The organism is Methylobacterium sp. D53M (genome assembly GCF_053345625.1).
On record NZ_JBKFAL010000001.1, the window covers coordinates 298,173 to 314,112 of the forward strand.

Consider the following 15,940-nt stretch of genomic DNA (forward strand, 5'->3'; position numbering starts at 1 on the left):
AGTTGCCGTCAGGCCCTCAGCTGAGCTGTATCGTGTCGCTCTGCCGAGTGCCTTGCTTTCGGTCAATCTCCGACGCGGCGCAGGGCATTCTTTCGGCGGATGATCGGCACCCGGACCGGTTCTCCAGGGCAACGACGGCCTCCGCGATCGCGCTGACACGCGCGTCGAAGCCGCCCGCCATAGCCGGCATCGCCACGCGCGCCCGGATGCCCTTCAGGATCTCGAAGGTCGCGTTCGCCACGTCGTCACCGATCGAATCGGCCCCCCAGCCGATGAAGGCCGGTCCAGTAAATAGGGCTCGGTCGGAGGGCGAGGAGAGCAAGGCGGCCGTCTCAGCCCTTCGCCCGCAGCGCCTCGACGCCCGGGAGGGCCTTGCCTTCCAGCCACTCGAGGAAGGCACCGCCTGCGGTCGAGACGTAGGTGAAGTCCTGCGCCACGCCGGCGTGGTTGAGTGCGGCCACCGTGTCGCCACCGCCCGCCACCGAGACGAGCTGGCCGGCCTTGGTCCGGGACGCCGCGTGCTTGGCGGCGGCCACGGTCGCGGCGTCGAACGGGGCGAGCTCGAAGGCGCCCAGCGGGCCGTTCCACACCAGGGTCTTGGCCCCGTCGATGGCGGCGTTGATCTCGGCGACCGAGCGCGGACCGGCGTCGAGGATCATGCTCGCGTCCGGCACGGCATCGACCGGCACGGTCTCGTGCGGGGCCTGCGCCTTGAATTCGGTCGCGGCGACGGCATCGACCGGCAGGATGATCCGGCAGCCGGCCTTCTCTGCCGCCGCCAGGATGCGCGTGGCGGTCTCTGCGAGATCCTTCTCGCAGAGGGACTTGCCCACCGCCTTGCCCTGCGCGTGCAGGAAGGTGTTGGCCATGCCGCCGCCGATCACCAGCATGTCGACCTTGGCGACGAGGTTCTCGAGGAGGTCGATCTTCGAGGAGACCTTGGCGCCGCCGACCAGCGCGATCACCGGGCGCTGGGGCGATTCCAGGCCCTTGGTCAGCGCGTCGAGTTCGGCCTGCATCTCGCGGCCCGCGTAGGCCGGCAGCCGGTGCGCCAGACCCTCGGTGGAGGCGTGCGCGCGGTGAGCCGCCGAGAAGGCCTCGTTGACGTAGACGTCGCCGTTCGCCGCCAGGGCGTCCGCGAAGGCCGCGTCGTTCTTCTCCTCGCCCGCGTGGTAGCGGGTGTTCTCGAGCAGGAGGACATCGCCGTCCTTCAGGGCCGCCACCGCCTGCGCGGCCGCGTCGCCGACGCAGTCCGCCGCGAACGCGACGCTGCGCCCCAGGGCCGCGCCGAGGGCGGGGACCACCGGCTCCAGCGAATCCTTCGGCTCGCGCTTGCCCTTCGGGCGGCCGAAATGGGCGAGCAGGATCACCTTGGCACCCTGCTCGGCGACCTCGCGGATCGTCGGCGCGACACGCTCGATGCGGGTCGCGTCGGTCACCCGCCCGTTCTCCATGGGCACGTTCAGGTCGACGCGCATGAGGACCCGCTTGCCCTTGAGGGAGCCGGCATCGTCGAGGGTGCGGAAGGCGCTCATGCGGTCTGGTGCGGTCCTGTTCGGGGCGGGGCGGTTACTGCGCGGTGGTGCCGATGGTGGCCCGCTGCGGCAGCAGGCGGTCGAGGTTGAGCCGCTGGACGGCGACCATCAGGACCACGGTCAGGATGGCGGTGATCACGGCGGTGAGGACGAGGGCGCCGGTCCCGGGCAGGCGCCGGGTGCGCTCGGCGAGGCCGCGCATCTCCGTGCGGAGCGCGGCGAGGTCGGACTGGCGGGCGGACTCGTTCATCCGGTTCGCCGCGTTCTCGACCTTGTCCTCGACGCGGGACAGCAGCGCCTCGGAGCGGGCGTACTTGTCCTCGATGCGCGAGCACTTGTCCTCGATGCGCGCGAGCTGATCGAAGAGCTGGTTGGCCGGGAGCGCGTGGGACGGGAGCGCGGAGGCGGCGGGTGCGGCGGTCGCCACGGGAGGTGGTGCGGTCTGGGTGGTGGGCGGCTGCGGAGCCGGCCTGGGGGCGGGCGGCACGGCAGCCGGCCCGCTCGACGTGCCCTGCGAAGCGTCGGTCATCCCTGGAGAGTCCCTGGTTCGAAGAAAGGCCGTCCGAAGAGAGGTGCGGCCGCCGGCCTCAAGGGAGGCGGCGACCGCTGAAGTCCGGCTCAGATGAGCTTGGCCATCGCCACGGCCGTGTCGGCCATGCGGTTCGAGAAGCCCCACTCGTTGTCGTACCAGGTCAGGATGCGCACCAGAACGCCGTCCATGACCTTGGTCTGGTCGAGGTGGAAGGTCGACGAGTGCGGATCGTGGTTGAAGTCGATCGAGACGTTCGGCCGGTCGGTGACGCCGAGGACGCCCTTGAGCGGGCCGGAGGCGGCCGCCTTGATGGCGTCGTTGATCTCCTGAACCGTGGTGGCGCGCTTGGCCGTGAACACGAGGTCGACCGCCGAGACGTTCGGGGTCGGCACGCGGATCGCGGTGCCGTCGAGCTTGCCCTTGAGCTCCGGGAGCACGAGGCCGACGGCCTTGGCGGCGCCGGTCGAGGTCGGGATCATCGAGAGCGCCGCGGCGCGGGCCCGGTAGAGATCCTTGTGCATCTGGTCCAGCGAGGGCTGGTCGTTGGTGTAGGAGTGGATCGTGGTCATGAAGCCGCGCTCGATGCCGACGGCCTCGTCCAGAACCTTCGCCACCGGGGCGAGGCAGTTCGTGGTGCAGGAGGCGTTCGACACCACGTGGTGCTCGCCCGTGAGCTTGTCGTGATTGACGCCGTAGACCACCGTCAGGTCGGCGCCGTCGGCCGGGGCCGAGACGAGAACGCGCTTGGCGCCGGCGTCGAGATGGGCCTTCGCCTTGTCCTTCGAGGTGAAGATGCCGGTGCATTCCAGGGCGATGTCGACGCCGAGGTCGCGGTGCGGCAGCTCGGCCGGGTTGCGCACGGCCGTGACCTTGATGCGCTTGCCGTTGACCACGAGGAACTCGCCGTCGACCGCGACCTCGCCGGGGAAGCGGCCGTGCACGGAATCGTAGCGGAGCAGGTGGGCGTTGGTCTCCACCGGGCCGAGATCGTTGATCGCCACGACCTCAATGTCGCTGCGGCCGGCTTCCGCGATCGCGCGCAGGACGTTGCGGCCGATGCGCCCGAACCCGTTGATGGCAACCTTCGTCACGGCGTGACTCCTTCCTGATGCGGCTCGCCGCGCGCCGGACCTCAAGGGGGCGGTCCGCGGAGCGGTCTCGGCGGCCCGCCATACCGTCCGGGCCGGGCCGGGCGGGATCTGGGCGGGCGGGTTTGAACCTGCGATGAACCGGACCGGGAGAGGCCGGGCTTCCACGCCCGTGACCGTCAATTCGGACGGTGCTGGCTGAGGCCTCGGAACTGTCGCGGACCGGCCCTCCGGCATGTCTCGCGCGGTCCCTCTCGGGATCGCGCGGCTGTCTAGCATGGAGCCTCGACCTGTCAAACGCGTGGCTGTGACAAAGACCTTCGATCCACCGACCAATAAACAGGGATCGCGACGATCCATTCGATCAGCGACCGGATCGGGGATCGAACGCGTTTTCGCGCTGGAATTTCGCCTGCATTCGACGGAAAGCTTCGCGTCGGGATAGACGAAGAACCATGGCCGACGAGACCGAGACCCGTTCCATCGACGACGCCCTCAACCGGCTCGAAGCGGCGATCAACCGCCTCGACGCCGTCGTCCAGCATCGCCTCGAGACAGACGCGCAGCCCGACGACCGGGACGCGGAACTCGCCCTGATGGACGAGGACCGGGCCCGGCTCGCGGCCGCCCTGGACGCGGCGAGCGCCCGCCTCGCCACGGTCTCGGCGACGACCGGGGAGGTCGGCCACCGGCTCGACCGGGCCATCGAGACCGTTCAGGATGTGCTCGGACGCGCCTGACACCACCGCCCAAGCCTGTCGGAGCGACCACCGGAGCGATCCTTGCCGCAGATCAACGTGACCATCGACGGCCGCAGCTACCGCATGGCCTGCGGCGAGGGTGAGGAGGCGCATCTCACCGGTCTCGCCGCCCTCCTCGACGGGCGCATCGGCGAGATGCGCAAGAGCTTCGGCGAGATCGGCGACATGCGCCTGCAGGTCATGGCGGCGCTGACCATCGCCGACGAACTCGCGGAACTGCGGTCGCGGATCACGTCGCTGGAGAGCAACGTGGCGGAGCTGCGCGCCGCCGCCGAGACCGCGGAGCGCGGGCGGGTCGACGATGCCGAGCGGGCGGCGTTCGGGATCGGCCGGGCGGCCGAGCATATCGGGCGGCTCGCCGACGCCCTCGGCGGATCGGCGCCGCGGGCCTGACCCTCTTCGCGCGGGCGGACAGCGCGAGGCCGGACGTCCCCAAGAAGCCGTGGCAGGCCGCGCGCGACGCTCCTAGAAGGGCTCCGCGTCGAACCGGGTCCGCGCCGCCCGGATCGCGCCGTGACGCTCCTCCGCCCATTGCACGAGGCGCGCCAGCGGCTCGAGCAAGGCAGCCCCGAGATCCGTGAGCCGGTACTCGACGCTGGGCGGCTTCGTCGGGAACACGGTCCGCGCGACGAAACCGTCCCGCTCCAGGTCCCGGAGCGTCTGCGTCAGCATCCGCTTCGAGATGTCGGGCAGCGTCCGGAGGAGGGCGCTGAACCGGTGCGGCCCGTCGGCCAGGGCGATCAGGAGCAGCATCGACCACTTGTCGCCGACCCGATCCAGCACGTCCCGCACCGGGCACGCCGCCGGATCGAGGGTGCCGGCCTGCCAGGCCGCGTATTTGGCCGCCAGCTCGGCGCGGGCGAGCGGCACCGCGGTTTCCTTCGAGTAACCTGGTCCCAAAATCCTGCCTCCTTCACCGCGCTGACGGTCTCATCTAGTGACCTTGCTCCGATATTGAACCATGAGGAGCCAGCGTGAGCTCGACCAGTCAGCCGACCTACTTCGTGACCGGCGCCACGGGCCAACTCGGCCGCCAAGTCGTCGCGGCGCTCCTGCAGCGCGTACCGGCCAGCGCGGTGGTGGCCGGTGCGCGCGACACCGAGGGCGAGGCTGCACAGAGCCTGCGAAGGCTCGGCGTCGCGGTCCGACGGGCCGACTACGCGGACCCGACGAGCCTGGACGCGGCGCTCGAGGGCATCCAGCGTCTCCTGCTGATCTCATCGAGCGAGATCGGCCGGCGCGTGGCGCAGCATCGCAACGTCATCGACAGCGCAAAGCGGGCCGGTGTCGGCCTGATCGCTTACACGAGTGTTTTGCGCGCCGACACGTCGGCACTCGCCCTGGCCGAGGAGCATCGCCGGACCGAGCGGCTGCTCGAAGCCTCCGGCGTGCCGTTCGTCCTGCTGCGCAACGGCTGGTACACGGAGAACTACGCCGCGGGTATCGCGCCGGCGCTCGCCCACGGCGCAGTCCTCGGCTGCGCGGGCGACGGGCTCATCGCCTCGGCCGCGCGGGCCGACTACGCCGCGGCGGCGGCCTCGGTCCTCACCGCCGACGGGCAGGGTGGCCGCATCTACGAGCTGGCGGGCGACGAGGCCTACACGCTCACCGAGTTCGCCGCGGCGATCGCTGCGGCCGCCGGCAAGCCGGTCGCGTACCGCGATCTGCCGCAGGCCGAGTACGAGGCGGCGCTGGTCGCCGCCGGGTTGCCGGCGGGCTTCGCAGCGCTGCTCGCCGACTCGGACGCGGCCGCGGCCCGCGGCGCCCTCAACGACGACACGCGTCAGCTGAGCGTGCTGATCGGCAGGCCGACGACGCCCTACCGGTCCACGGTGCGCGACGCCGTCGCGCGGCTCTGAACCCGCGCCGGCCCGTCACTCCGTCTCGGCGATGTAGCGCCCCAGCGCCGCCGCGGCCCGGAGCATGTGGGCGCGCATGCGACGGGCGGCCGTCTCGCCGTCCCCCTCTGCGATGGCCGACAGGATCTCGCCGTGCTCCTCCCGCGAGCGGCGGATCCGGTCGGCGTGGCGGAGCTGCGTGCGCCGGAACGCGGCCAGCCGCTCGCGGATCGCGAGCGCCTGCTCGGCCATGAAGCCGTTGTGCGTCGCCGTGTAGAGTGCCTCGTGGAAGGCGCGGTTGAATCGGTCGTAGGCGTCGACGTCGCCCGCCTCGACCGCCTTTGCGGATTCCTCGTGGAGCTCCATCAGCTCCCCGCGCTCGAGGGGCGTCATCCGGTAGGTGGCCAGCCGGGCGCACATCGCCTCGATCTCGGCGGTCGTCTCGAACATGTCGGCGATCCGCTGCGGCGTCAGGCGCGCAACCACCACACCCCGCCGGGGCCGGATCTCCACGAGGCCCGAGGCCGCGAGCTGGCGCAGCGCCTCACGGACGGGCGTGCGCGATGCGCCGTAGCGATCGGCGAGGTTCTGCTCGTCGAGGGCCGTGCCGGCCGCGATCGTCCCCGACGCGATGGCGTCGGTGAGCGCGTCGCGGATCCGGTCCGAGAGCAGCCCGCTGTCGATCTTCTGGAAGTCTCCGTGCATGCGCCGTTCCTCGAGCGTCCCCTGAGCGGCGCCTGCCCGTCCTCGGGAAGACGATGCGGGACCATACCCTAATCCGCGCGTGCGGATCCGCTGTTCGGCCGGGAAGCCGGTGAGCCGACGCGTCAGCCGACCAGGGCCCGCACCGTCAGGAACAGGATCGAGGGTCCGACGAGGCAGCCGATGCCGGTGTGGAACGTCGCCGTCAGCGCGCCGTAGGGGACGAGCTTCGGATCCGTCGCAGCGAGGCCCCCGGCGACTCCGCTGACCGTACCCATCAGGCCGCCATACGCCATGGCCGAGCGCGGGTTGTCGAGGCCGATCAGCCGGGCGACCAGGGGCGTTCCGACCATCACCATCACCGCCTTGGTCACTCCGGTGGCGATGGACAGCGCCATCACGGTCGAATCCGCGCCGATCGCCGCGCCGGTGACGGGCCCGACGATGTAGGTGATCGCCCCGGCGCCGATCGTCGTGATCGAGACCGCGTCGTGATAGCCGAAAGCCACGGCGGTCAGGGTGCCGACGATGAACGGCAGGATCGTGCCCAGCGCCAGCGCCAGGACACCCAGTAAGCCCGCGCGCCGCGCCTCGATCACGTCGACCTCGAAGGCGGTGGCGACGATGGCGAAGTCGCGCAGCATCGCTCCGCCCATGAGGCCGATCCCGGCGAGCGCCGGGATGTCGGCGAGGCCCTTCTTCCCGCCCGTGTAGAGCCCGCCGACATAGGCGAGCACCAGACCGAGCACGATCGCGATCGCGGAGCCGTGGACCCGGCCGTTGGTCAGGTGCTTGGCGGCGAAGTTCGAGACCAGGATCAGCGCGCCGACCACCGCGAAGGCGGCCACGAGGCTCTGCTCGACGAAGACGTGCTCGATGCCGTGCCAGATGTCGTGTCCCATGGCGATCACCCCTACCTGGCGACGGGTTCGGCGTCGCCGCCGATCACGGATCCGCCGTGCTCGACGGGGCCGCTGCCGGGATCGCGTCGGCCGATCCGGCTCAGCAGGGCGACCGCGCCGAAGCACAGGACCAGGGAGCCGGTCGCGGCGATCAGCACGATCGGGCCGCCGCTCACGGCGGCGACGACGTTCTGCTGGGCCGCCATGGCGACCACGATCGGGATGTACATCCCCGCCCAGAACTCGACGCCGAACTGGACGCCCTTCGTCAGGCGGCCCCGGCGGGACAGCCACAGGCGCGCGGCGATGAGCAGGATCATGGCGATGCCGACGCCGCCGACATTGGCCTTCACGCCGAGGGCCAGGCCGAGGAGATCGCCGAGATACACGCCGACCAGCGTGCAGGCGGCGAGCAGGGCGACACCGAGGACGATCATCGGCGTTGCCCCTTCGAGGAAGCGGCTCTTCCGGCCGCATCCGACGGCCGTATGGACGCGTGCGACATGGCGCGTTGCCCTCCCGGATCGGCCTCGGAGGCCGTTGGTGAAAATATGCAAGATATTGACAGGTGCGCAATCCCGTATACGAAACTGTGATAGAGAAGGGTTTGAGAATACCAGAGCGCCCGCTATATGACGTTCGGTACACCGGTGGGAGCACGCGGATGGGCGAGTGGCGCGGTGAGAGGCAGGCGCGCGACGCGCGGATCGCGGCGGGGCGCGCCCACGCGGACGGCAAGGTCGTGCCGGCCGGAGCCGTGATCGACCTCTTGGAGGCCATCCTGCGGCCCGGCGACCGCGTCTGCCTCGAGGGCGACAACCAGAAGCAGGCCGACTGCCTCGCCCGCGGCTTGAGCGCCTGCGATCCCGGGAAGATCCACGACCTGCACATGGTCCAGTCGGGGATCGTGCTGCCCGAGCACCTCGACGTGTTCGAGACCGGGATCGCGAAGCGGCTCGACTACTCGTATTCGGGCCCGCAGGGCGCCCGCATCGCCAAGATGCTCTACGGCGGCCAGATCGAGCTCGGGGCGGTGCACACCTACCTGGAGCTGTTCGCCCGCTACTTCGTCGACCTCACGCCCAACGTGGCGCTGATCGCCGGCGTCTCGGCCGACCGGAACGGCAACCTGTATACGGGGCCGAATACCGAGGACACGCCGACCGTCGTGGAGGCGACCGCCTTCAAGAACGGCGTCGTGGTCGCGCAGGTCAACGAGATCGTCGACGCGGTCCCGCGGGTCGACATCCCGGGCGACCGGATCGACTTCGTGGTCGAGGCCGACAGGCCCTTCTACGTGGAGCCGCTCTTCACCCGCGACCCGGCGGCGATGACCGAGACGCAGATCCTGATCGCCATGATGGCGATCAAGGGCATCTACGCCGAGTACGGCATCAAGCGGCTCAATCACGGCATCGGGTTCGGCACGGCGGCGATCGAGCTGCTGCTGCCGACTTACGGCGAGAAGCTCGGCCTCAAGGGCAAGATCGCCACGCACTGGGCGCTGAATCCGCACCCGACCCTGATCCCGGCGATCGAGTCCGGATGGGTCAAGCAGGTCCACTGCTTCGGCTCCGAGGTCGGGATGGACCGCTACATCCGCGAGCGGCCGGACGTCTTCTTCACCGGCGCCGACGGGAGCCTGCGCTCGAACCGGGCCTTCTGCCAGACCGCCGGCCTCTACGCCTGCGACATGTTCATCGGCGCGACCCTGCAGATCGACCTGATGGGCCATTCCTCGACCATCACCCAGTCGCGGGTGGCGGGCTTCGGCGGGGCGCCCAACATGGGGTCGGACCCGCACGGACGACGCCACCCCTCCGACGCCTGGATGAAGGCCGGCCGCGAGGGCCAGATCGTCGGCGATCCGGCACTGATGCGCGGGCGCAAGCTCGTCGTGCAGCTGGTCGAGACCTTCGGCGACAAGCTGGTGCCGACCTTCGTGGAGAAGCTCGACGCCCTCGAACTGGCCAAAAAGATCGGCCTCGAGCTGGCGCCGGTCATGATCTACGCGGACGACGTCACTCACATCGTCACCGAGGAAGGCATCGCCAACCTCCTGCTCTGCCGCGACGCCGACGAGCGCGAGCAGGCGATCCGGGGCGTGGCCGGCTACACCGAGGTCGGTCGCGGTCGAGACCGGGCGAAGGTCGAGGAGCTGCGCGCCCGGGGCGTCATCCGACGCCCGGAGGATCTGGGCATCGAGCCGCTCGACGCCGACCGCGCACTGCTCGCCGCGAAGTCGATCAAGGATCTCGTGCACTGGTCCGGCGGGCTCTACGAGCCGCCCGCCCGCTTCCGGAACTGGTAGCGTCGCGCGATGACGTATCCGCACCCGAGGAGCCGGCGATGGAATCCCTGACCTTCCGCCACACCACCAGGAAGCCGCTGGCCGGCTCGGCGCCGAGCGCGATCACCGGCGTCGTCGCCTCCGGCAACCTGGAGATCCTGCTGGAGCGGGTGCTGCCGCCGGATGCCTGCGAGGTGGCCATCGAGACCCCGATCGCCGGCTACGGCGACGTCTGGGAGGCGGTGGTGGCCGATTTCGTTGCCCGGGCGCAGCCGGGCGGCCTCCGCATCAGCATCAACGACGGCGGCGCCCGCCCCGACACCGTGTCGCTGCGCCTGCTCCAGGGCGCGCGGCTGATGGAGGCCTGACCATGGCTGCCGACCGCGCCGCGCGCTTCGATCCGGACGCCCTGAGCTGGTACGAGGCCACCGCCCGCCAGCGCGTGCTGGCGCTCACCGATCCGGGAAGCTTCCGCGAGTTCCTGCCGCCGACCGAGCGGCGGATGAGCCCGCACCTGCCGCTCTTCGACCTGCCCCGCGCCTTCGACGACGGTATCGTGGTCGGGAGCGCGCGCCTCGACGGCGACCCGGTCCTGGTCGCCGCCCAGGAGGGCCGCTTCATGGGCGGCGCGTTCGGCGAGGTGCACGGCGGCAAGCTGGTCGGCCTGCTCCGCGCGGCCCTGGAGCTGAAGCCGAAGGCGGTCTTTATCTTGTTCGACACCGGCGGCGTCCGCCTTCAGGAGGCCAATGCCGGCGAGACGGCCATCGCCGAGACCATGCGGGCCATCGTCGACGTCCGCGCGGCCGGCATCCCGGTCGTCGGGCTGATCGGCGGGCGGGCCGGCTGCTACGGCGGCGGCGGCCTCATCGCCGGCACCTGCTCGCGGCTCGCCGTGTCGGAGAGCGGGCGCATCTCGGTCTCCGGCCCCGAGGTGATCGAGACCAACAAAGGCGCCGAGGAGTTCGATTCCCGCGACCGCGCTCTGGTCTGGCGGACCATGGGCGGCAAGCACCGTCGCCTGATCGGGGGCGCCGACGCCTTCTGCGCCGACACGGTCGCGGCCTTCCGCGCGGCCGCCCGCGACCTCGTCGGTCGAGCGCCGGCCTTCGATCTGGCGACCCTAGAGGCCGAGCAGTCGCGTCTGGAGGCCCGGATCGAGCGGTTCGGCGATTGCCGCGACGCCACGGATGTCTGGGCGCGCCTCGGCGTGAACGACCCCGAATCCGTGCCGGCGATGGACACGACCGCCTTCGACGAGACCGTGGCCCAGAGCCCGGAGGCCGACCATGACGCTCGCTGAGATCCTCGCCTCCCTGTTCCCGCGAGGACATGCGGTGGCGGTGCGCGACGGCCTCGTGACCGGCACCGGCCCCTTCGCGGACGGCCGGATGCACGTGGTCGGCGTCGACGGCGACACGCCGCTGGGCGTCGACGGGGCACTGGTCCTGTCGCGCGCCGTGCTCGACGCCGTCCGGGTTGGTGACCGCGCGCCGATTCTCGTGGCGGTGGATTCCGACAGCCAGCGCATGAGCCGCCGCGACGAGCTGCTGGGTCTCAACGAGTGCCTCGCGCATCTCGCCAAGGCGCTGCTCCTGGCCGACCGGTCGGGCCATCCGACGATCGGGCTGATCTACGGCCACTCGGCCGCCGGCGCCTTCATCGCCACGGCCCTCGCGACGCGGGTCCTCGCGGCCCTGCCCGGGGCGAACCCGAGCGTGATGGACCTGCCGTCCGTCGCCCGGGTGACCAAGCTGCCGCTCGACACGCTGAAGGACATGGCGAAGTCGACGCCCGTCTTCGCGCCCGGCCTCGACAACATGGTGGCGACCGGCGCCGTCCACGTGGTTCTGAACCCGGACCTGTCCCTGGAGGGCCAGATCCGCGCGGTGATCGATACCCTGCCGGCGGAGGATATCCGCGACCGGCTGGGCGCCGAGCGGGGCGGTCGCCCGGTCGCCCGCACCGTCGCGGCGGCCGTGGCCGACCAAGCCCGTCTTGGCTGAGCCGTTCCGACGCCACGACCTCGTCCGGGTCGATCCGGCGGCCTGGGCGGCGTGGCGCGCGGACCGGCCCGACCTCGGCGCCGTCCCCCATCTCGAGGGCTGGGCCGCTGCGGGCCGGCCGCTGATCGTCCGCCGCCGCGTCCCCGGAGAGACCGGCGACGCGGTGCCGCTCGGCCTGCCGCTGCCGCCCGCGGACGGCAAGCGGCGGATCGGGCTAGCGCTGCCGGCTTCGGCGCTGGCGCCCGCACCGGTGGTGACCCTCGCCGAGGCCGTCGCCCGCGCGCCGGCGGCCTGGGGCCCGAGCCTCGACGCCCTGACGGCGCTCGGCCGGCGGCACGGCCTCGTGCCGCGCCCCTTCGGCAGCCTGCTCTGGCAGGCGGTCGCCGGCCTGACCTACCTGAGCGCCAGCTCCGATCTCGACCTGCTCTGGCCGTGCCCACCACCGGTGCCGGTCGACCTTCTCGACGGCATCGCCGCCGTGGCGGAGACGGCGCCGATGGGCATCGACGGCGAGATCCTGCTGCCGGACGGCGCCGATCTGCACTGGCGCGAGCTGCGCGACGCGCCGGAGGACGGTTCGGTGCTCGCCAAGAGCCTGGACCGGTTGCTTCTGCGGCCGGTCGCGGGACTGCGCGGCCCGGGCGCGGCATGACCCTCGCGATCCTCCTCTCCGGCCAGGGCGGTCAGCACCCGGAGATGTTCGACCTGACGGCCGATCATCCGGCGGCCCAGGACGTGTTCGCGGCCGCCAGACCGCTCCTCGACGGCGCCGACCCGCGCGACCTGGCCCGCGCGGGCGGCGACACCCTGAACGCCAATCGGACCGGCCAGATCCTGTGTTGCGTCGCCGCCCTGTCGGCGTGGCGGGCCCTGGCCGAGGCGATGCCGGACCGGTCGATCGTGGCCGGGTACAGCATCGGCGATCTGGCCGCCTGGGGCGTCGCCGGGCGCCTCGACACCGCGGACGTGCTCGCCCTAGCCGCCCGGCGTGCTGAGGCCATGGACGCCGCGTCCGGCGCGGGGTTCGGGCTGGCGGGGATCCGCGGCCTGAGCCTCGCGACGCTCGCGGATCTCGCGGCGCGCCACGGCTGCCACCTCGCCATCCGCAACGCGGCCGACAGCGGCGTCGTCGGCGGTCCGCGCGCGGCGCTGGTGGCGCTGTGCCGAGAGGCGACCGGCGCCGGCGCGCAGCGTGCCGTGGTCCTGCCCGTCCACACGCCGTCGCACACGCCGCTGCTGGACGCCGCGACGGCGGCCTTCCGGGACGCGCTCGCCGCGGTACCGCCGCGCCGCCCGCCCCCTCGCATGCCCCGGCTGGTCAGTGGGCTGGACGGAAGCACGGTGTTTCGGGATGCCGAGGGTCGCGACAAGCTGGCGCTCCAGATCTCGCGCACGATCGACTGGGCCGCCTGCCTGGAGGCGTGCCGCGAGTACGGCGCGGACCGCGTCCTCGAACTCGGGCCGGGCCACGCCCTCGCCACCATGACCCGGACCGCGCTCCCGGCGGCGCGCGTTCACGCCGTCGAGGAATTCCGGACGCTCGACGGCGTGGCGGACTGGCTCGCGCGACCTTAGCCGCGCCGCACTGGGGCCGCACGACCATTGCAGATGGCTGTCGAGTTGCGACGCTAGTCTGGCGATGTGCCGCTCCGGCTCCGCTTGCTTGGCGCAATACTGATGTCGACACATCGCCTTGACGCGCGGCCCGTTGCGGTCGTAGCAGCCGGGCATCTTCGGGACGGGACGGGTTCATGACGGCCAAGCGAGCGCTGATCACGGGTGTGACGGGCCAGGACGGCGCGTATCTGGCGCAGCTGCTCCTGCAGAAGGGCTACGCCGTCACCGGCATCGTGCGGCGCTCCAGCCACGCCGGCGTTTTCGACCACCGGTTGAAGTGGCTCGGCATCACCGACGATGTCGAGCTGGTCGACGGCAACCTGCTCGACCAGTCCGCCCTGCTGCGCATCGTCCAGGCCGCCAAGCCGGACGAGATCTACAACCTCGCCGCTCAGTCGTTCGTGACCTCGTCCTGGCAGCAGCCGCTGCTCACCGGGCAGGTCACCGGCCTCGGCGCCGTGCACATGCTGGAATGCCTGCGCTCCGCGGCGCCCCAGGCGCGCTACTACCAGGCCTCGACCTCGGAGATGTTCGGCCTGATCCAGGAGGCCAAGCAGAGCGAGTCGACGCCGTTCTACCCGCGCTCGCCCTACGGCGTGGCCAAGCTGTACGCGCACTGGATGACCATCAACTACCGCGAGAGCTTCGGGCTGCACGCGTCGAACGGCATCCTGTTCAACCACGAGAGCCCGCTGCGCGGCGTCGAGTTCGTCACCCGCAAGGTCACCGACGCGGTGGCGCGGATCAAGCTCGGGAAGCAGAAGGAGCTGCGGCTCGGCAACATCGACGCCAAGCGCGACTGGGGCCACGCCCGGGACTACGTGAAGGCGATGTGGCTGATGCTGCAGCAGGACCGCCCGGACGATTACGTGATCGCGACCGGCCGGACCACGACGGTGCGGGACATGTGCGAGATCGCGTTCAAGCATGTCGGCCTGAAGGTGGACGACCACCTGATCGTCGACCCGGCGCTGTTCCGGCCGGCGGAGGTCGAGGTGCTGCTGGGCAACCCCGCCAAGGCCAAGGCGACGTTCGGCTGGGAGGCCGAGACCAGCCTCGAGGCGCTGATTACCGAGATGGTCGACGCCGACATCAAGCGCCTCAGCGCCAACGCCTGAGCCGTCGGGCTCGCCGCGAGCGGGCTCCGGATCCATATGGCGCGCATCCCCGGACGGAGAGGCGCGCCGTGAAGACCTACCAGCTCTACATCGACGGCCAGTCCGTCGATCCGGTCGAGGGCTCGTGGTTCGAGTCCATCGACCCCTATCGCGGCGAGCCCTGGGCGCGGATCCCGCGCGCCGGGCGCGCCGACGTCGACCGGGCGGTAGCCGCGGCCAAGCGCGCCATGTGGGACGGACCCTGGGCGACCATGACGGCCTCGGCCCGCGGCAAGGTCCTGCGCCGGATCGGCGATCTCGTCGAGCGCGAGGCCAAGGCGCTGGCCGAGGTCGAGGTCCGCGACAACGGCAAGCTCTTCGCCGAGATGTACGGCCAGACCCGCTACCAGCCGGAATGGTGGTGGTACTACGCGGGGCTCGCCGACAAGGTCGAGGGCGCGCAGGTGCCGATCGACAAGCCCGAGACCTTCGCGTTCACCCGGCACGAGCCGGTGGGCGTGGTCGGGGCGCTGACGGCGTGGAACTCGCCGCTCCTGTTCGTCGCCTGGAAATGCGCGCCCGCGCTCGCGGCCGGCTGCGCGGTTGTGGTGAAGCCCTCGGAATTCGCCTCCGCCAGCACGCTGGAATTCGCCCGCCTGACCAAGGAGGCAGGGCTCCCCGACGGTATGTTCAACGTGGTCACCGGCTACGGCGGCGAGGCCGGCACCGCCATCGTCGAGCATCCCGACGTCGCCAAGATCACCTTCACGGGCTCCGACGTCACCGGAGCGAAGGTCTACGAGGCCGCCGCGCGGCAGATCAAGCGCGTCTCCCTGGAACTCGGCGGGAAATCGCCCAACATCGTCTTCGCCGACGCCGACCTGAAGTCCGCTGCCGCGGGGGCGATCTCGGGCATCTTCGCGGCCACCGGGCAGACCTGCATCGCCGGCTCGCGCCTGCTGGTCCAGAACAGCATCCGCCAGGAATTCACCGAGCGGCTCGTCGAACTCGCCCGTACCGCCAAGCTCGGCGACCCGATGCAGGCCGACACCAATATCGGGCCGATCACGACGCCGCCCCAGTACACGAAGGTTCTCGACTACATCGCGCTCGCCAAGAGCGAGGGCGCGCGCTGCGTCTTCGGCGGCAACCCCGCCTCCGGTCCCGGCGTGCTCGGCGGCCAGTTCGTCGAGCCGACCATCTTCACGGGCGTCACCAACGACATGCGCATCGCCCAGGAGGAGGTGTTCGGCCCGGTGCTGTCGATCATCGGATTCGAGGACGAGGCCGAGGCGCTGAGAGTCGGCAACGACGTGATCTACGGGCTCGCGGCCGGGGTCTGGACCCAGGATATCGGCCGCGCGATGCGGATGTCGAAGGGGCTGCGAGCCGGCACCGTCTGGGTGAACACCTACCGGGCGGTGAGCTACATGATGCCCTTCGGCGGCATGAAGCGCTCGGGCATCGGCCGCGAGAGCGGCATCGAGTCGATCCGCGAGTACTTGGAGACCAAGAGCGTCTGGATCTCCACGAGCCGCGACGCGCCGGAGAACCCCTTCGTCATGCGCTGAGTCC

19 protein-coding genes are annotated in these 15,940 nt (G+C 71.2%); 11 read left to right on the plus strand and 8 right to left on the minus strand.

Going from position 1 to position 15,940, the window contains the following annotated elements; translation table 11 throughout:
• Positions 1–16: 16 nt before the first annotated feature.
• From ACLBYG_RS01455 to gap, 4 genes are all read right to left on the minus strand, one after another.
• A complete protein-coding gene (locus tag ACLBYG_RS01455; RefSeq protein ID WP_139237834.1) occupies positions 17–241 on the minus strand; it encodes a hypothetical protein in 225 nt (74 codons plus the stop codon).
• 91 nt (positions 242–332) lie between these two features.
• On the minus strand, positions 333–1,535 hold the full coding sequence (locus tag ACLBYG_RS01460) for a phosphoglycerate kinase (RefSeq protein WP_447680357.1): 1,203 nt from the start codon (positions 1,533–1,535) through the stop codon (positions 333–335).
• A 34-nt stretch (positions 1,536–1,569) separates the two neighbouring features.
• Positions 1,570–2,064 carry a hypothetical protein gene (locus tag ACLBYG_RS01465; protein WP_447680358.1) on the minus strand — a complete coding sequence of 165 codons (495 nt, stop codon included), beginning with the start codon at positions 2,062–2,064 and terminating at the stop codon, positions 1,570–1,572.
• An 89-nt stretch (positions 2,065–2,153) separates the two neighbouring features.
• On the minus strand, positions 2,154–3,158 hold the full coding sequence (gap, locus tag ACLBYG_RS01470; protein WP_012317185.1) for a type I glyceraldehyde-3-phosphate dehydrogenase: 1,005 nt from the start codon (positions 3,156–3,158) through the stop codon (positions 2,154–2,156).
• Positions 3,159–3,610: 452 nt separating this feature from the next.
• Here gap and ACLBYG_RS01475 point away from each other — a divergent pair, with 452 nt between their 5' ends.
• Together ACLBYG_RS01475 and ACLBYG_RS01480 are read left to right on the plus strand one after the other, a co-directional pair.
• Complete coding sequence (locus ACLBYG_RS01475; RefSeq protein ID WP_091978416.1) at positions 3,611–3,895, plus strand: DUF4164 family protein; 285 nt, start codon at positions 3,611–3,613, stop codon at positions 3,893–3,895.
• Positions 3,896–3,937: 42 nt separating this feature from the next.
• Positions 3,938–4,309 carry a cell division protein ZapA gene (locus ACLBYG_RS01480; protein WP_447680359.1) on the plus strand — a complete coding sequence of 124 codons (372 nt, stop codon included), beginning with the start codon at positions 3,938–3,940 and terminating at the stop codon, positions 4,307–4,309.
• A gap of 72 nt (positions 4,310–4,381) precedes the next feature.
• On the opposite strand, the gene ACLBYG_RS01485 is transcribed toward ACLBYG_RS01480, so the two are convergent.
• The gene (locus ACLBYG_RS01485) at positions 4,382–4,816 is read right to left on the minus strand and encodes a winged helix-turn-helix transcriptional regulator (protein ID WP_447680360.1); all 435 of its coding nucleotides are present in this window, start codon (positions 4,814–4,816) and stop codon (positions 4,382–4,384) included.
• A gap of 74 nt (positions 4,817–4,890) precedes the next feature.
• Here ACLBYG_RS01485 and ACLBYG_RS01490 point away from each other — a divergent pair, with 74 nt between their 5' ends.
• A complete protein-coding gene (locus ACLBYG_RS01490; RefSeq protein WP_447680361.1) occupies positions 4,891–5,775 on the plus strand; it encodes an NmrA family NAD(P)-binding protein in 885 nt (294 codons plus the stop codon).
• 15 nt (positions 5,776–5,790) lie between these two features.
• On the opposite strand, the gene ACLBYG_RS01495 is transcribed toward ACLBYG_RS01490, so the two are convergent.
• From ACLBYG_RS01495 to madL, 3 genes are all read right to left on the minus strand, one after another.
• On the minus strand, positions 5,791–6,459 hold the full coding sequence (locus ACLBYG_RS01495; RefSeq protein ID WP_020091534.1) for a GntR family transcriptional regulator: 669 nt from the start codon (positions 6,457–6,459) through the stop codon (positions 5,791–5,793).
• 122 nt (positions 6,460–6,581) lie between these two features.
• Positions 6,582–7,346 (minus strand): malonate transporter subunit MadM, encoded by a 765-nt coding sequence (madM, locus tag ACLBYG_RS01500; protein ID WP_026604683.1) that lies wholly within the window; start codon positions 7,344–7,346, stop codon positions 6,582–6,584.
• A gap of 23 nt (positions 7,347–7,369) precedes the next feature.
• A complete protein-coding gene (madL, locus tag ACLBYG_RS01505) occupies positions 7,370–7,795 on the minus strand; it encodes a malonate transporter subunit MadL (RefSeq protein WP_447680362.1) in 426 nt (141 codons plus the stop codon).
• A 227-nt stretch (positions 7,796–8,022) separates the two neighbouring features.
• Between madL and mdcA the strand changes: the two genes are divergently transcribed.
• The 8 genes from mdcA to ACLBYG_RS01545 all read left to right on the plus strand — a co-directional run bounded on the left by mdcA (position 8,023) and on the right by ACLBYG_RS01545 (position 15,936).
• Positions 8,023–9,669, plus strand: a complete 1,647-nt coding sequence (mdcA, locus tag ACLBYG_RS01510) for a malonate decarboxylase subunit alpha (protein ID WP_447680363.1) — start codon at positions 8,023–8,025, stop codon at positions 9,667–9,669.
• A 38-nt stretch (positions 9,670–9,707) separates the two neighbouring features.
• Positions 9,708–10,016, plus strand: coding sequence for a malonate decarboxylase acyl carrier protein (gene mdcC, locus ACLBYG_RS01515; RefSeq protein WP_042671880.1), 309 nt, complete (start codon positions 9,708–9,710; stop codon positions 10,014–10,016).
• 2 nt (positions 10,017–10,018) lie between these two features.
• On the plus strand, positions 10,019–10,948 hold the full coding sequence (locus tag ACLBYG_RS01520; protein ID WP_447680364.1) for a biotin-independent malonate decarboxylase subunit beta: 930 nt from the start codon (positions 10,019–10,021) through the stop codon (positions 10,946–10,948).
• Positions 10,935–11,651 carry a biotin-independent malonate decarboxylase subunit gamma gene (gene mdcE, locus ACLBYG_RS01525; protein WP_447680365.1) on the plus strand — a complete coding sequence of 239 codons (717 nt, stop codon included), beginning with the start codon at positions 10,935–10,937 and terminating at the stop codon, positions 11,649–11,651. Before ACLBYG_RS01520 ends, mdcE begins: the two co-directional genes overlap by 14 nt.
• The gene (mdcG, locus tag ACLBYG_RS01530; protein WP_447680366.1) at positions 11,644–12,303 is read left to right on the plus strand and encodes a malonate decarboxylase holo-[acyl-carrier-protein] synthase; all 660 of its coding nucleotides are present in this window, start codon (positions 11,644–11,646) and stop codon (positions 12,301–12,303) included. The genes mdcE and mdcG overlap by 8 nt, the downstream gene beginning before the upstream one ends.
• Positions 12,300–13,226: an acyltransferase domain-containing protein gene (locus tag ACLBYG_RS01535; protein ID WP_447680367.1), complete on the plus strand. Its 927-nt coding sequence runs from the start codon at positions 12,300–12,302 to the stop codon at positions 13,224–13,226. Before mdcG ends, ACLBYG_RS01535 begins: the two co-directional genes overlap by 4 nt.
• Before the next feature lie 176 nt (positions 13,227–13,402).
• Positions 13,403–14,386 (plus strand): GDP-mannose 4,6-dehydratase, encoded by a 984-nt coding sequence (gene gmd / locus ACLBYG_RS01540; RefSeq protein WP_447680368.1) that lies wholly within the window; start codon positions 13,403–13,405, stop codon positions 14,384–14,386.
• 68 nt (positions 14,387–14,454) lie between these two features.
• Positions 14,455–15,936: an aldehyde dehydrogenase gene (locus ACLBYG_RS01545; RefSeq protein WP_447680369.1), complete on the plus strand. Its 1,482-nt coding sequence runs from the start codon at positions 14,455–14,457 to the stop codon at positions 15,934–15,936.
• The last annotated feature ends 4 nt before the right edge of the window (positions 15,937–15,940 follow it).

Coding starts and splice junctions, on each gene's coding strand:
- ACLBYG_RS01460 (WP_447680357.1), bottom strand. CDS start 1,535: ATGAGCGCCTTCCGCACCCTCGACGATGCCGGCTCCCTCAAGGGCAAG.
- ACLBYG_RS01465 (WP_447680358.1), bottom strand. CDS start 2,064: ATGACCGACGCTTCGCAGGGCACGTCGAGCGGGCCGGCTGCCGTGCCG.
- ACLBYG_RS01475 (WP_091978416.1), top strand. CDS start 3,611: ATGGCCGACGAGACCGAGACCCGTTCCATCGACGACGCCCTCAACCGG.
- ACLBYG_RS01495 (WP_020091534.1), bottom strand. CDS start 6,459: ATGCACGGAGACTTCCAGAAGATCGACAGCGGGCTGCTCTCGGACCGG.
- madL (WP_447680362.1), bottom strand. CDS start 7,795: ATGATCGTCCTCGGTGTCGCCCTGCTCGCCGCCTGCACGCTGGTCGGC.
- mdcA (WP_447680363.1), top strand. CDS start 8,023: ATGGGCGAGTGGCGCGGTGAGAGGCAGGCGCGCGACGCGCGGATCGCG.
- mdcC (WP_042671880.1), top strand. CDS start 9,708: ATGGAATCCCTGACCTTCCGCCACACCACCAGGAAGCCGCTGGCCGGC.
- ACLBYG_RS01520 (WP_447680364.1), top strand. CDS start 10,019: ATGGCTGCCGACCGCGCCGCGCGCTTCGATCCGGACGCCCTGAGCTGG.
- mdcE (WP_447680365.1), top strand. CDS start 10,935: ATGACGCTCGCTGAGATCCTCGCCTCCCTGTTCCCGCGAGGACATGCG.
- ACLBYG_RS01535 (WP_447680367.1), top strand. CDS start 12,300: ATGACCCTCGCGATCCTCCTCTCCGGCCAGGGCGGTCAGCACCCGGAG.
- gmd (WP_447680368.1), top strand. CDS start 13,403: ATGACGGCCAAGCGAGCGCTGATCACGGGTGTGACGGGCCAGGACGGC.